At 42.0% G+C, this 13,861-nt stretch carries 15 protein-coding genes; 2 read left to right on the top strand and 13 right to left on the bottom strand.

The window, feature by feature from the left end:
- Positions 1–11 precede the first annotated feature (11 nt).
- From AACU33_RS17020 to gvpN, 11 genes are all read right to left on the bottom strand, one after another.
- A complete protein-coding gene (locus tag AACU33_RS17020) occupies positions 12–530 on the bottom strand; it encodes a chemotaxis protein CheW (protein ID WP_096589807.1) in 519 nt (172 codons plus the stop codon).
- Between the two features lie 14 nt (positions 531–544).
- Complete coding sequence (locus AACU33_RS17025; RefSeq protein ID WP_096576401.1) at positions 545–907, bottom strand: response regulator transcription factor; 363 nt, start codon at positions 905–907, stop codon at positions 545–547.
- A gap of 98 nt (positions 908–1,005) precedes the next feature.
- On the bottom strand, positions 1,006–2,415 hold the full coding sequence (locus tag AACU33_RS17030; protein WP_096589808.1) for a response regulator: 1,410 nt from the start codon (positions 2,413–2,415) through the stop codon (positions 1,006–1,008).
- Between the two features lie 435 nt (positions 2,416–2,850).
- Complete coding sequence (locus AACU33_RS17035; protein WP_096589809.1) at positions 2,851–3,567, bottom strand: gas vesicle protein GvpC; 717 nt, start codon at positions 3,565–3,567, stop codon at positions 2,851–2,853.
- A gap of 74 nt (positions 3,568–3,641) precedes the next feature.
- On the bottom strand, positions 3,642–3,863 hold the full coding sequence (gene gvpA / locus AACU33_RS17040) for a gas vesicle structural protein GvpA (protein WP_086756007.1): 222 nt from the start codon (positions 3,861–3,863) through the stop codon (positions 3,642–3,644).
- A 240-nt stretch (positions 3,864–4,103) separates the two neighbouring features.
- Positions 4,104–4,793 (bottom strand): GvpL/GvpF family gas vesicle protein, encoded by a 690-nt coding sequence (locus AACU33_RS17045; protein WP_096589810.1) that lies wholly within the window; start codon positions 4,791–4,793, stop codon positions 4,104–4,106.
- An 83-nt stretch (positions 4,794–4,876) separates the two neighbouring features.
- Positions 4,877–6,700, bottom strand: a complete 1,824-nt coding sequence (locus tag AACU33_RS17050; protein ID WP_096589811.1) for an AAA family ATPase — start codon at positions 6,698–6,700, stop codon at positions 4,877–4,879.
- 234 nt (positions 6,701–6,934) lie between these two features.
- Complete coding sequence (locus tag AACU33_RS17055; RefSeq protein ID WP_096589812.1) at positions 6,935–7,705, bottom strand: GvpL/GvpF family gas vesicle protein; 771 nt, start codon at positions 7,703–7,705, stop codon at positions 6,935–6,937.
- A 36-nt stretch (positions 7,706–7,741) separates the two neighbouring features.
- Positions 7,742–8,176 (bottom strand): gas vesicle protein K, encoded by a 435-nt coding sequence (locus tag AACU33_RS17060; RefSeq protein WP_096589813.1) that lies wholly within the window; start codon positions 8,174–8,176, stop codon positions 7,742–7,744.
- Positions 8,163–8,510 carry a gas vesicle protein gene (locus tag AACU33_RS17065; protein ID WP_096589814.1) on the bottom strand — a complete coding sequence of 116 codons (348 nt, stop codon included), beginning with the start codon at positions 8,508–8,510 and terminating at the stop codon, positions 8,163–8,165. Before AACU33_RS17065 ends, AACU33_RS17060 begins: the two co-directional genes overlap by 14 nt.
- Positions 8,507–9,679, bottom strand: a complete 1,173-nt coding sequence (gvpN, locus tag AACU33_RS17070; RefSeq protein ID WP_096589815.1) for a gas vesicle protein GvpN — start codon at positions 9,677–9,679, stop codon at positions 8,507–8,509. The genes AACU33_RS17065 and gvpN overlap by 4 nt, the downstream gene beginning before the upstream one ends.
- Before the next feature lie 137 nt (positions 9,680–9,816).
- Between gvpN and AACU33_RS17075 the strand changes: the two genes are divergently transcribed.
- Both AACU33_RS17075 and AACU33_RS17080 read left to right on the top strand, forming a co-directional pair.
- A complete protein-coding gene (locus tag AACU33_RS17075; RefSeq protein WP_339376084.1) occupies positions 9,817–10,143 on the top strand; it encodes a gas vesicle protein GvpG in 327 nt (108 codons plus the stop codon).
- A gap of 801 nt (positions 10,144–10,944) precedes the next feature.
- On the top strand, positions 10,945–11,406 hold the full coding sequence (locus tag AACU33_RS17080) for a type IV pilin-like G/H family protein (protein ID WP_096589816.1): 462 nt from the start codon (positions 10,945–10,947) through the stop codon (positions 11,404–11,406).
- A 237-nt stretch (positions 11,407–11,643) separates the two neighbouring features.
- Here AACU33_RS17080 and AACU33_RS17085 read toward each other — a convergent pair whose 3' ends face one another.
- Positions 11,644–11,928 carry a hypothetical protein gene (locus AACU33_RS17085; RefSeq protein WP_096589817.1) on the bottom strand — a complete coding sequence of 95 codons (285 nt, stop codon included), beginning with the start codon at positions 11,926–11,928 and terminating at the stop codon, positions 11,644–11,646.
- A gap of 45 nt (positions 11,929–11,973) precedes the next feature.
- Positions 11,974–13,857 carry an ArsA family ATPase gene (locus tag AACU33_RS17090; protein ID WP_339376086.1) on the bottom strand — a complete coding sequence of 628 codons (1,884 nt, stop codon included), beginning with the start codon at positions 13,855–13,857 and terminating at the stop codon, positions 11,974–11,976.
- Positions 13,858–13,861 lie beyond the last annotated feature (4 nt).

Consider the following 13,861-nt stretch of genomic DNA (forward strand, 5'->3'; position numbering starts at 1 on the left):
AATGCAGAGTGTTAAATAGACTGAAGGGCTTGAATCACAGCATGGATGTCAACTAACATCAAAGGGCTACCTTGAGCATCCATAAAATAACCCTGCAAGAACGATTTGAGTCGGGTGGGTAACATTGATGCCGAAATCGCTAACCGTTCTTGGGAATCGTAAACTTCAATGGTATTGACTTGCTCCACCAATAGCCCGACAGTTTGATTCTGGATTTGAACAAGCATCGCCATGCCAGAGTTGCGAACATTTTCTCGCCGACACCAGTGTGTTGCTCCCAGTAAACCTGCTAGATCGAGAATCCAGATAGCTTCTCCTCGCCAATTCATGATGCCTAACAAGAATTCTGCTACCTGCGGCACTGGTAAAATCTCTGTGAGCGCAACTTGAATTACTCCCCGCAAATCGGCTAGTGGGAGTAACCCATTTACCTTTCCATTCAACGGAAATCTTAAAAACCTCTGGTTGTTTCCTTGAGGAGAGTTTTCCAGAATGGGTAGCGCTCTAAAGCTATCATTGCCCTGTACCATTACCCCAGTTTCCTTTAGCGAATAAATTTACTAACAGTCTGGAGCAAGGTATTTTCATCTACAGGTTTGACTAAATAGGCATCGGCACCACTCATATTGCCCCAAGTTCTATCAACATCTGTGTTTTTAGTTGAGCAAATCACTACCGGGATTGCTTTTGTTATCGGATCGGCTTTCAACTTGCGGCAGAACTCAAATCCACTTTGTCCTGGCAAAATCAAATCCAGTAAGATCAAGTCAGGCTTTTGTTGTTTTAACCGCAGTTGAGCCTCTTCACCACTGCGAACTTCATAAACTGAATATCCTCCTTGCTCTAAGAAACGTGTCATCTTTTCGGATTCTGTGAGGCTATCTTCAACTAATAGAACTTTTTTCATCTGTTAATGTCCTAACCACGTTGACTGTTGCTATATAAATATTTTTTTGTCTCATGCCCAGACGCAGAGAAAGAGATTGAAATTCGGATTTGTCTAACCTAAACGGTTAAATACTTGTGCAGCATATTGAGTACTTTTTCTGACTCTACGGGTTTACCCAAAAAGTCAGTTGCCCCTACTAATTTTGTTCGCATCCGATCTACTATTCCATCTTTCCCCGTTAAGATGACAACTGGCACATCTTTGAGACTTGGAGTTTTACGGATTTGAGCACAAATTTCATAGCCATTAACTTTTGGCATCAAAAGATCCAAAAAAATGAAGTCGGGCTTGCTTTTAATTAGCTTTAAAACTGCCGTCAAAGAGTCTTGAATGCCAACAAAGCGATAACCATGTTGGCTGAGAATTTCCTCTAAACTGCGACAGATCGTTGGACTATCATCTACACAGGCTACTAAAGGTCTTGAGACATCTATAATTGCTTTGCTCGCCGCTGGGGGGGCAGTTTGTATCACAGTGTTCTCTTGTGTCTTCCGTGAAGAATTGGGATGATTAACTGCACTGGACGGACTGACAATTTGTTTGTTAGTCGCTGAAGGAGCAGTTTGTATAACAGTGTTTTCTTCTGTCTTCTGTGAAGAATTGGGATGATTAACTGCACTGGATGGACTGACAATTTGTTTGTTAGTCGCTGGAGGGGCAGTTTGTATAACAGTGTTTTCTTCTATCTTCGGTGAAGAATTAGGATTGTTAACTGCACTGGACGGGTTGCCAGTTTCTTGACTAATTCCAACCTTTCTGGGGCTTGGGGTGGGTGAAAAAGCGATCGCTCCTGCTTTTACCAATGGCATCAATACCCGAGTCAAAGCTAAGGCATCCCGGCCGATTTTTTGCCCTAGACCTCGTAAAGTTTTTGTGCCATCAACTAGAGAAATAATCAGTTTAGAGGATGCTTGTCCTTGGAGTAGCTCAAGTTTTTGAATGACAGGATATAAATTGGGCGAGTAAGTAGCTAATCCTGCATCTCGCCATTCTTGCCAGGCTTGTGTAGCCTGTTTCCATACTTCCTCAGTTGGTATTACAGCTAGGAGAAACCCAGGAACTTCACCAACAACTGTAGTATATGACAATTTTTCTGCTGGATTGTTGCTATTTCTTTTGGCTTCAACGAACTGGATTATATCAAACAGAACTTCAGCTATTAAGCTTGTAATCAGGCTAACAAGTTGTTGTTGTTCGATTAATTTTTGTTCTCGCAATTTAGCAAGAATGCAATACTCGCGATAATTTTCCTGGGGAGAGACAAGCCCCTCCAACTTTGTTACATCCAGATTAGGAAAGTATTGCGACAAGTATCGTCGCCATCGCTCATCGGCATTAGAACCGCCTGCCTGCCAAATTAATCGTCCTAAACGAAAATATAGCGTCCAAGTCGGCCCGTCCCTGGCTCCAAGATTCAGCCTGCCTGTGAATAGTTTAGTTTGAAGTTGCTCGATCAATTGTTTCACAATGGATCGCACCTCCTCATATATCTTGAGTTTTGCATCTACATTAGAATTCCCTAAACAATCCAGCTTATTAAGCTCATCATGCGATCGCCAATAGCACAGTTCAAAACCTCGATCTATCTACCCCAACTTGTTATTTCCAATCCGAATATTTTTAAAGTTCAAAGCCAGAAGCTCGAACAAAGATTTAAGCTCTTTTTCTAATTAGCAATAAGTTATATATATTACTTTCACAATGTCATATATACTGAAAATATTGCTGGTATAGATATAGTTGCAATACAGACTTTGAAAAGATGGAAATGTTGAATACTACAAAGCATAGACCAGCTTTAATGCTTATCGATTGCGTACTATGTCTGCTTCAGGCAAAAGACACAAGCGATGGCATTCTGCTAGTGTGCAAATATAAAAAGTCAGCTTGAATCAAGTTTGTCAAGAAATTGCTGATTGCCGAATAAAGTATTGGCGATCGCGTTGTTCTAGTACTCCTTGTTTGATTAAGGAGCGCAAGATATCTATCGTTTGTACCCGGCTTAAGCCTATCACCTCTTCAATTTCTATTAGAGTTGCTCCTTCAGCTTGCTGAATATATTGCTGCACTTTAGATTTATTATCTGCATTTAAGGCAGGCACTTTCTTAGTCATGGTATTGACTGAAGGACGAAAACCAGTGGCTTTAATTCCAGAACGAGATATTGACCATTTTGGAACCGTTGCCACTATTTTCTCTGTTTTAGCAGGAGGCGGGGCAACTACTTGTTCATGAGTGCGTAGGCACAGCCCGTCGGAGACATCGCCCCAGACATTTTTATGTAAAATTGCCCGGAAATTTTGCAAATCTTGGAATAATGCCTGAGCCTTTGCTGCCCGCTGTTGGCGGTATTCTTGCTGGCGTTGGCAGACATCTGTTTTTATTTGCAATATTTCCAATTGCCGCTCTACAATCTCTTGTTGAAATTGCTGCTGTTGTAACTTTCTGTTGTTGTGAAGGCTAGTAACAGAACTGCTCAATTCTTGATGAAGCACATCTGCTTGCAGCTGCAATTCTTGTTGAGTTAGCTGTTTCCACTGGTTAACTTGTTGACGGCGTTCAGCAGTTATTTGCAATCGCTCTTGTCGCTCTTGTTCCCATAAATTTTTGAGAGCCATCAGATGAAATCTCCTATTTTGTTAACTAAAAACATTAAATGGGAGCCATGAAGACTCCCTTATTTAATGTAGTGTTAAGCAGCAGATGGAACAGCAGCCTGAGATGTTAAACCAACTGCTTCGGCATATCTTAAGTAAGTTTCAACTGAAGCAATCACAATCCGAGCTTCAACTGCTAAAAGTTCAATACCAACTAAAGAAACACGCACCCAAGCATCAACTACAATTCCTTTGTCTAAAATGCGGTCAATAACTTCAGCCAGACTTGAAGATGAGTTAACTTTCTCAACAGCCATTTTATTGTCCTCACATAAATCTAATTATTGGTTTAATCTTGCTCAGATCGAGCAGTAGGTAAAACTTACACAATGTGTTTTATTCTTCCTGGATTTAGTTTTCCCAAAAATATAAGCTAAATAGCAAATCAGAAAAAAATAATTAAAACTTAACAACATTTTTTTATACAAAAAAATTCAGAAAAAATCATCTCGTCTTGATTTTTCCTTGGAAAGTTTTAAATATTGTTTTTTCTGAATTTATATGATATTATTTTTGAGAAAATGATAGGGTGGCAGAGACTCGCTTAATGCTAATTGCCAATGTGAGCATTGTAGTTGCCAAAGAGAAAACTGCTGCTTACTGAGCGTTGAATCGTTGCGTTGTGCTAAAAAGTGGATTTGCCGCACATCTGGCTGTCGAGTTTCACAGATAACATCTGTATATGTTTTGAGAATTAACTGGTTCAAGAATTCCCACTGTTCGCATTGTTGTGCTTGAAATGCTTGCTGTGTTTGGTAGCGTTGCTTTTTAGCTAATAAATAGGCTTTCCCTCTAGCATCAATAGTGTCAGCATCATCAAGCAAATTACAAGGTGTAGCTTTTAAAGTGTACTCAACTTTTTCTGCTAGGTGGGTTAGGGTTTGTAGATATTGCTGTTGGTGCTTTTCTAGATGATTCAGGAGTGTTTCAACAGAGTTAAAACCGTTGCCAAAGCGTAGGGGAAGAAGGGGAGTTTGTTGAAAAATTTCTCGAATCACGCGATCGTGGGTTAATACAGCTTGAAGTAAACGCTCATCTGTTGCTTGTATAGCCTCCAATGAGATTTCCGGCTCTACGATCGCGGCTAAACCAGAAGAGTAAACGAGTTCGGTATTTTTTTCCATCCCTACAGGGAGAACAAGCGGTGATGCGATCGGTACTAGAAGAGCATAGGCATATATTGACATAAATTTTCGATGGGTTGGGGGTGTTCAGATCCCCGATTTCTTAAAGAAATCGGGGATCTATAAGCCTTCAATGCGATGAATCACTATTCAGATTGATGCTGATTGGCAAGCATCTGATATGTAACTTGGAAATCATCATTTGTAATCTGAATCAGGCTGGAGTCGCTCAATCCCTGGGCGCGGTATCGACGAATTGCGCTTAAAGCAGCTTGATTGCTCAACAAAGCCAAGTCTGCGCCATTCCAACCCTCGGTAACTGTCGCCCAGGTTTCCAAATCGACATCAACCAAGGGGCGATCTAGATTGTGAACTCGTAAAATCGCTAATCGGCTGGCTCGATCTGGGAGATCGATTTTTATTTGTAAGTCCAATCTTCCGGCTCTAAGCAAGGCAGGATCGAGGGTTTCTGGACGATTGGTTGCTCCGACTAACAATACTTTCGGGCATTCATGCAACCCATCCAATTCGGTGAGCAGTTGACCGACAACGCGATCGCTAACTCCAGAATCACCAGTGAATCGTCCCCGTGCTGGTGCCAGGGTATCAATTTCATCTATAAACACAACGCAAGGAGCTGCTTGCCGAGCTTTGCGAAAGAGTTCTCTAACTGCCTGTTCTGCGGCACCTACCCATCGGCTGAGTAATTCCGGGCCATTCACAGCAATAAAGTTGGCTCTAGCCTGGGAAGCGATTGCTTTTGCAAGTAATGTTTTTCCCGTTCCCGGCGGCCCCCACAACAGAATCCCACGAGGAGGCTTGGCTTTGGTTTGCTCGTATAGTTCGGGATAGAGGAGTGCCCCCTCTACAGATTCTTGAAGTTTTTGTTTCACATCATCCAATCCACCAATGTCATCCCAACTGACACTTGGTACTTCAACTGCTACATCCCTGAGAACTGAGGGTTTTATCTCCTTAATTGCTTCAAGAAAATCCTGCTGTACGATAGTCATGTTCTCAGGAATGGCACTGTTGAGCGAGGGGACTTGACGACGAAGGGCAATGTAGGCTGCTTTTTGACAAAGAGCTTTGATATCTGCACCAACAAAACCGACAGCTAAATCGGCGATCGCTCCTAAATCAACCGCAGTCTCCAACGGCATAGCACTTGTTAAAATCGTGAGAATTTCCAATCGTCCATTGCGATCGGGAACTCGAAAATGAACTTCGCGATCAAAGCGTCCCGGACGACGCAGGGCCGGATCGAGGTAATCGGGACGATTTGTTGCTGCTAGTACGAGTACGCCTTCGGTTTTGGCAAACCCATCCATTAACCCAAGCAACTGCGCCACTAGTCTTTTTTCAACTTCACCTTCTACTTGGCTGCGATCTGGGGCGAGACTGTCAATTTCATCAATAAATATCAGACAGGGAGCAGAACGAGTTGCTTTCTCAAAAATGCTTCGCAAACGTGCTTCTGCTTCCCCGTAATACTTGCTCATCACCTCTGGGCCATTGATGGCAATGTAGTTTAACTCTAACTCTTCTGCCAAAACACGGGCTGTTAAAGTTTTTCCTGTACCGGGCGGGCCAACTAGCAAAACCCCACGCGGAGGCTCTAAGCCTAATTTTGCTAATAAATCTGGACGTTTTAGGGGAATTTCGACTAACTCTCTGATTTCTTTGAGAACATCACCTAAGCCGCCGACATTTTGCCAAGAAGTTTTTGAGTTTGTCCGAGGTGATGGGGGGGTGACTTCAGCATCATCCATTGGTGTTGCTGCATCGGTGGAATTGGATCGGACTCGGCTGGAATTATTTTGTCTTGGAATATTGCCTTGTCGGGGAATGCTACTGAGATTATGAGAGCGAATTTGAATAGAAGTTTTTAACTCGCCTTTCTCTGCTTTTTCTTCTAATGCTTTGGCGATTTCTAGTAGCTGTTCAAATCCTTTAAATATGTCGTCCATTGATTTTAGTTAAATAAAAGATAGAGAAAGATTTAATTTCGATAGGCTTGTTGCACGAATGTTGAAAAGAAGAATTTTTTACCTCACGCAGAGAAGCCACTGCGTTGGGCGGGTTTCCCGACTTGAAGCAAGTGGCGCGCGCAGAGGCGCAGAGAGTTAGAGAGAAATTAGCTGTTTAGTAGTCATAATCTGATTGGTGCAAGAGGTCTTTTGATTTTCAATTTTTATTGCTGTTTAGTTGGAACTGAATAATCGCAGACGAGCAAAGTTAAAGGGTGCAGTAAAGTTGTTGTAGCGAATTCGCAAACGTTCTTCAAATTGGCGATCGAGTGCTTCAACTTGTTCGCTAAATTGTGATTCTGCTTCCCAAGGAATTAGGTAGGCGGCGTTGTAAATCATTGTGTCCATTTGGGGATTATTTTCCACCACATCGATCGCAATAGAGTTGAGTGTGCCTTGAAATAAATTTATGATGCCTTGTTTGCGATCGCTCATTCCCTGTTCGATGGCTTGTCCTATTTGGATTACCTGCTCTATATTCAGAGGTTGACCTGCTAGCTTATCTCTTTCGGTTTTGATATCTGGATTTTCTGCTAACAACCCCTGAATTTCTGCCTCGGTATCCCAAAAAACTTTGACACTAACTTCTCGGCGACCTGATAATTTCGCAAGCAATTGCGTCAATTCTTCTTGATGAGGACGAATTAATTGTTGTGAAAACGTTTCCCAGCTTGCAACCAAAAGTCCAAATTGTACAGGAAGTAAATTGCGTTGGCGTAGCCCGTCGTAGACATCGCCTGCTTGCATGATTTCTTCAAGGACTTTCTCATGATTTAGCAGGTTACGACGGCTTGCTAAATAACGCTCTTGTTGTGCTTCGGAGTAGATGACTGCAAAATCATCCAAAATTTTAATTTGTACGGGTTGCCGATCTAAACCCTCTAAATTTAAATCTTGCGGAGCAGGCAAGGTCAAAATTCCATAAATGTAAAAGCCATAACTCATAAGAATGTATTACCAATAAGAATGTAGATAAAAAAGTTACAGGGGTTTAGAAGTGAGTACTAATCTTAACTTGGCATGAACTAAGTTTAATTGAGCCAGTCCTAAGTCCAAGTCACCTTCAACTACCACACCCGTATTTAATAGGCGATCGAGGAGTTCTAGAATAGAGGGTTGACTAGAGGTTTCGCCAGGGTAATATCCTCCAGATTGGGGAAGTAAAGTTCCTATTTCACCCAAATTGATATTTAGCTCGGCTGGGTCAATATCAAATATCTCGCAAAGCTTAACAACCTGTTTTTCAAGCTGTTGCAGGCTTTCGGCAGCTCGATCTAACTCAGAGTCGCTGAGGTTGCCAGCATCCATGCGCCGGATTACCTGAGCTTCCATGAGTTGGCGTATCAGTTCAACAACCGTCAGTAACAACGGTGCTAAACCGGAATCGGAACCTTTGGATTTGCTAATCGCCTGCATTCTGATGATTAAGAGGATTTAGTGCTTTGAGCGATCGCAGTTCTGTTTCTAGACTGGCAACACGCTCTTGAAGTTGTTGATTAGTTGTTAATAAGGTGCGAGTTTGACTATTAAGATATGGATCGCCCTCCCACCAGTTAATTCCAATCTCTTTGGCTTTATCAACAGAAGAAATCAACAAACGAATTCGGATGTTGAGCAATTCTGTGGAGCCGACGGAAACAGAAATATCTCCTGCAATAACAATGCCTTTATCCAGAACCCGTTCGAGAATATCTGCCAAGGTAGAACCTTGAGTTGCTGTGATAACTCCCCGGTTAGTATTAGTACTCATTTGTTTATTAAATGGCCAGAATCAAAAGCCACTTGTGATATGTTTGGCAGTTCAGTATTACCCTGCATTTGCAATAATACTCCCTGCTCTCTGAGAGACTTGAGTGCAGCCACAATTTGACTGCGATCGATCCCTAATTCTGCTGCCAAATCAGAGAAACGCCTTCCTGGAGACTTACACAGGTAGTTATAGACTTCATACTCGTAAGGTACTCGTTGTTCCAATACAATCTGATTTTGACTGTCTGGTATTATCTCTTCTGCCGGCTGAGATTGAGTATTTGTACTACGATACAATTCACGCAAAACCTCTTCCAGTAGCCGAGTTGCTTCCATACGAGTTTGATTCGTGCGAGTAAGCAGGATATCGGCACAAATATCTTGGAAGTTAGGCTCTTCAAAGTTTACAGAGATTTCGTGTTCGTGGCAGATTCGAGCAATCATCAGACAGGAACGTAAGCCGCCGCCTTGTCCAGAGCCAGAGCGACTCCAAAACATTCGCACTAAGCGAACGATTTTGTCTGCTTTCTCAGAATCTATGCCTGTTTTCTGAATTACAATCTCCTGCTGAGTTAGTTCATCAGGTGGAGGCATATCGATGGTGATAACACGATCCATCAAAGCATCTTGAGTTGCATGGACTCCACAATACTCTTGAGGATTTGATGTTAAGATTGCCCGAAACTGAGGATGAACCCGGATATACTCGGCTCGATGTTGGTTTGTTGGTAATACTAACAACCTCTCTTCAAGTACTGAGAGTAAAACGTTATTTACCTCCGGGTGCGATCGATTGAATTCGTCGTAAACCAGCGTAAATCCTTCTTTACAAGCTAGAGTTAATCGGGCATCAACCCAGTGTTGTCGGAGTTCATCCTCAACTTTGACAACGCTGTGGATGAAGTTATCGACAACCTTTTTGCGGGTGTAACCTAACTGATTACCAATCAAGTCTGAGGTTTTAAACTCATCATCTCCAAATAAGAGGATGATAGGCTGATTGAGCAAATCAGCTAGATGCATTGCCAGAGTAGTTTTTCCGACTCCGGCCGAGCCACGTAAATGTACCGAAAAACCTGACTGTAGATAGCGCAAAGCACGTTGAGCGATGCGTTGAATAGCAGGGGTATTGACAAATCGTTGGGGAGATGCATTTAATACTGTTGTCAAACTCTAAGTACCTCCTCTATAGGAATTTCTGTAAAAGTAATTTTTTACACACATATTGAAGATATCAAATACTGATGTCAATAAGCTTTAACTGGACTCAAATCCCACGCTTTTTGGCATCAACATAAGACTAAGTAATGTTTAATATTTCTGTCATCAGCATGATTACGGTCTTGCGAGACAGCTTTAATAAATCTACACAAGTAAAAATTAATATGGTTCTGCGTTTCTTACTATTACCAATTACCGGTCCATTAATGGGGGTAACGTGGCTTGGGGAAAAAATTTTAGAACAAGCAAGTACTGAAATTGATGATAAAGAAAATCTCAGCAAGCAGCTTCTAGCACTGCAACTTGCTTTTGATATGGGAGAAATTGCGGAAGAAGAGTTTGAAATTCAGGAAGAAGCTCTTTTATTAGCGATTCTGGAAGCAGAAAAGCAGGGAAAAGAGAATAGGGAATAGGGCGTTGCACAAAGGCGGGATGATTTTTTCACGCAGAGGCGCAGAGAGGAAGGAGTTTTGACCCGCAACAAATTGTCATAATTGTCCATTTCGGTTAATTCTTTCCCAGCTTAATGATAAATTACTGATCCAACAGTGTACTTTCTACTTGTTTACAATCTCACTTATCAACTTGTAAACATTTGAATTATATTGCGCTTCCCTGGTTTGGTAACAGAACATTAAACTCACATAAATATGACAAGGCTCGGGCGAATTAGTTCTTATTTACGATGAAAATTTGGAGTTTGTTGATGAAAATTGGCTTTTAGATATCGATTCTCCAATGCTTGTTAAATGATTACTCGTAATGGATGCGATCGCATTTCCTGACTCCAGAGTGATGTTACTTTTATTTAAGTAGATATTGTGTTGATAAACTTACTGTATTTTCAATATCATTTGGTGGGTTCTACTACCCTCTGGGTGTCTACGTTTTATGTAATCTATAAAAGATGGCGATCGCACTAAAAGAAAGCAATGGTAAGAAACAACAAAATTTGTCCACTGTAAATGTACTAATGATAAAGGTAACAGACAGCTAATGCTGTGTATCTCTATTGCGCGGTCGGGGCTTACTCTCCCCAATTGCGATCGCCGCAGAACATGCTATCCTCCCTTGCAGTTCTCTGCCTAGTAAAGCTTATTCAGAGCAATTTTTGCTAGTAGATGAAATAAAGGTAGTATTCTAGGGAATTCTAATTTATGAACACCATGAGAATGAGCGGTCATTTCCACAATTATTGTATTTAAGTTCAATAAATGAAGTTTCTTCAAAACTCCAATTCTAAAAGCATCACTGTACAAGTTTTTCTAGTTCTAGTGTCTGTCAACATTAGTTCCTGTTCAGCCTCAAATTCGCAGGTTCAAAAGTTAGCAGAAGCTAACATTGAATTAATGAATCGTGCTCAAATAGATTACTACATAGAAACCAATAGATTTTCTGCAAACGTCATTGAAAAACAAAATCTTCCTATTAAACCAGGTGGCACAGAATTTACCTATAAGACTGACATACAGCCAAATTTAGCATTTAGCTATGCATTGTCTGAGAAACCATACTATCAGAGCATAGTCGGAGGGGCTTTCGCGTTTAAAGATGCAGAAGGCAGACCTTATGTCCGAACTATTTTGTGTAGAGCAAAACAAACTGGCTCTCAATCTATATCTCCGCCCTCTAATGAAAAAACTTGTGGAGATGGGACAAAGCAGATTGAGCAATAACTTAATATCAAGTTGGCGCTTCATTCTAAATTGAGGTAACAGTCGAACAATCCGCTTGCACCCGCTCGCCGAGAACTTATGTGTTGGACATTGTAGGCTATTTGTGACGGGTAAAGCGGAATATTATATGTCTTATGGCTTTGTGTGGATGTGATAAAACTAACTCATACTTTTCTATTGAACTAGCATCGACCTCGCAAGGAAGTTGACGAGCATTGGCAGATGAAATCTTAGTACTTAGTATTCCAATGTTATGGTGTTGAATTTGGGTGTATTGTCCTCTAAGTCAGTATTTGCTTGCTGATGGGTGATGTCCTCTTCTGCAATGATTTGACTATTTAAAATAGCAAGACGCTGCTGAATCTGATGTCGGCGTGCTTCGAGTTTCTGTAGTTCCTGCTCTAAACGTTCCTTTTCTACCATCATTTTGTAAGCATTTAAGTAAACTCTTGCTTGAGAACGTTGAGGAGGCATGGAGCTAAGTTTGGCTTGAATTTGTCCGCGATTTGGAGTGCGATGCATAATAAATTTCTCTCTGAGTATGAAAGTATTGAGTCTAATTAGCAGTTAAAATAAACAGCCGGCGGCTGCTTGGATGCGTTCTAAAGGCTGAACTGAGCGAGGTAGCACTGGTAAGCGAACCATTGTCAAACCTGGAAAATCGCAATTAATGGTTGCTGTAGAAGTAAAGCGGTTGAGAACAAGGTAATTCTGGCTTACACCTATTTCTTGCAGAGATTTGAATAGGCGTTGTTGTTCGGCAAGTACGCTAGCTTGGTTAAGTGTAACGCCGATGAACTCTGCTTGTTGTGGGTCTTTTAGCACTTTTTGGGCTTTGACTACGCGCTGTCGCAAAGTTCGTAAACGCCCCATGAACTCTGTACGACCAAGGACATTTTGATACTTAATCCAGAGTTTGAAAATCCAAGCTAGCCAGTCTGCTAGTGCAGTTGGCATTTCTAGAAAACGCAGAAGATGTCCTGTAGGAGCAGTGTCTAAAATAATCAAGTCTTCTTCTTGTTGCTCTAGCAATTCCATTACTGTTAACAGGGAAAGCATTTCATCAATCCCTGGTAAAGCTTGCTCGACAATTTTGCGCCAAGCTACAGGAGAGTATGCCATTTCAATAGCGTCGCTGGTTTGGGTTTCGCCACTCATCATTTCGGCCAGTTCCCACAGGTAATCGGCTCTGAATTGCTCCAGAAGGCGATCGCTATCTACTTCCTGACCTCGAAGATTGGCAGTTATTTGATATGGTTCGTGTCCAAAACTCAGACCAAAGGCATCACCCAAGGAGTGGGCTGGATCGATAGAAACCATGCGAATTTTGCGATCGGGATGTTTTTGAGCCATCGCCCAACCAATCGCAGCTGCTACTGTGGTCTTGCCTACTCCACCTTTACCGCCAATTAGTAACAGGCGACGATCTTGGGTGAGAAAATCTCCAAAGCTAGGAGGAATTGTTTCCGGCCATTGAACTGGGAGTAGATCGATAGGAAATAGCGGTTCCAACTGAGGAACATGGATTTGGTCGATCAGATGGCTCAGGGCTAGAATCCCTAAAGGCTCCTGATCTTGCTGCGGTACGATAAAAATCGGCTTTCCGTTAGCAAGATCCGTATACTGACCGATAAGTGGTTGTTGTTCTTGGTAACGATCTGGGTCAGTTGCACTGGCAAGGACTTGGTTGACAAACAATCCTCCGCAAGGAACCTGCATGGTTTGTAAGGCTTCTAGGAATCGTTTTGACTCCAACCAACTCATTGGTTCGGCGATCGCAACTAACAAACAAGCTGTATGCTTAGGATCTTGAAGCAGACGACGACCTTGTGATAGTTCAGCTTTCAGGGTATGCAAAAAATCGTCGGCGCGATCGCTTGTGTAACTCCCCGCAAAGGTTTTACTAATATACCGATGCTTTTCTTGAAACAGTTCGAGAGAGTGCAGGAAAGTGTCTAAAAAATCCATCAAGCCAAACAAGTTGAGAGTATGACCGCTAGGAGCCATATCCACTACTACTCGATCTACCTGCTGTTCGTTGAAAAGGCGTTGGATCTCTAACAAACCCATCAACTCGTCCAGTCCAGGCCAATTTAAATCCCAAACTGGATGCAAGTCTTCTCCCTCAACAAAACTACCGCGCTCCACTAAAAGTTCTAAAACCTGACCGTAACGTTCTTTAAACTTTTGTAGTAAAAGCTTTGCATCCAACGCCCTTACTAGTAGATTAGGTAGTCCCGCTATCGGACGAGGAATGTCATCAACGCTAACTTGTAAGACATCTCCAAGAGAGTGAGCCGGATCGGTTGAGATTAAAAGAATCTGCTCGTTGACAAATTTCTGCGCCCAACGACATGCAAAGGAGCAGGAGATTGTTGTTTTTCCGACTCCACCTTTGCCGCTAAACATAGCAAGGTGTAGGTTATCAAAAAGTTCCATCCCGTTTGTCATTTAG

Origin of the sequence: Calothrix sp. NIES-2098, from assembly GCF_963875125.1 — a bacterium.
Classification (GTDB): Bacteria; Cyanobacteriota; Cyanobacteriia; order Cyanobacteriales; family Nostocaceae; genus Aulosira.

Bases quoted from the DNA above. Each gene is read 5' to 3' on its own strand.
- AACU33_RS17065 (WP_096589814.1), bottom strand. From the start codon at position 8,510: ATGAGTACTAATACTAACCGGGGAGTTATCACAGCAACTCAAGGTTCT.
- AACU33_RS17045 (WP_096589810.1), bottom strand. From the start codon at position 4,793: ATGTCAATATATGCCTATGCTCTTCTAGTACCGATCGCATCACCGCTT.
- gvpA (WP_086756007.1), bottom strand. From the start codon at position 3,863: ATGGCTGTTGAGAAAGTTAACTCATCTTCAAGTCTGGCTGAAGTTATT.
- AACU33_RS17060 (WP_096589813.1), bottom strand. From the start codon at position 8,176: ATGCAGGCGATTAGCAAATCCAAAGGTTCCGATTCCGGTTTAGCACCG.
- AACU33_RS17035 (WP_096589809.1), bottom strand. From the start codon at position 3,567: ATGGCTCTCAAAAATTTATGGGAACAAGAGCGACAAGAGCGATTGCAA.
- AACU33_RS17075 (WP_339376084.1), top strand. From the start codon at position 9,817: ATGTTTAATATTTCTGTCATCAGCATGATTACGGTCTTGCGAGACAGC.
- AACU33_RS17085 (WP_096589817.1), bottom strand. From the start codon at position 11,928: ATGCATCGCACTCCAAATCGCGGACAAATTCAAGCCAAACTTAGCTCC.
- AACU33_RS17025 (WP_096576401.1), bottom strand. From the start codon at position 907: ATGAAAAAAGTTCTATTAGTTGAAGATAGCCTCACAGAATCCGAAAAG.
- AACU33_RS17050 (WP_096589811.1), bottom strand. From the start codon at position 6,700: ATGGACGACATATTTAAAGGATTTGAACAGCTACTAGAAATCGCCAAA.
- AACU33_RS17020 (WP_096589807.1), bottom strand. From the start codon at position 530: ATGGTACAGGGCAATGATAGCTTTAGAGCGCTACCCATTCTGGAAAAC.
- AACU33_RS17080 (WP_096589816.1), top strand. From the start codon at position 10,945: ATGAAGTTTCTTCAAAACTCCAATTCTAAAAGCATCACTGTACAAGTT.
- AACU33_RS17090 (WP_339376086.1), bottom strand. From the start codon at position 13,857: ATGACAAACGGGATGGAACTTTTTGATAACCTACACCTTGCTATGTTT.
- AACU33_RS17055 (WP_096589812.1), bottom strand. From the start codon at position 7,705: ATGAGTTATGGCTTTTACATTTATGGAATTTTGACCTTGCCTGCTCCG.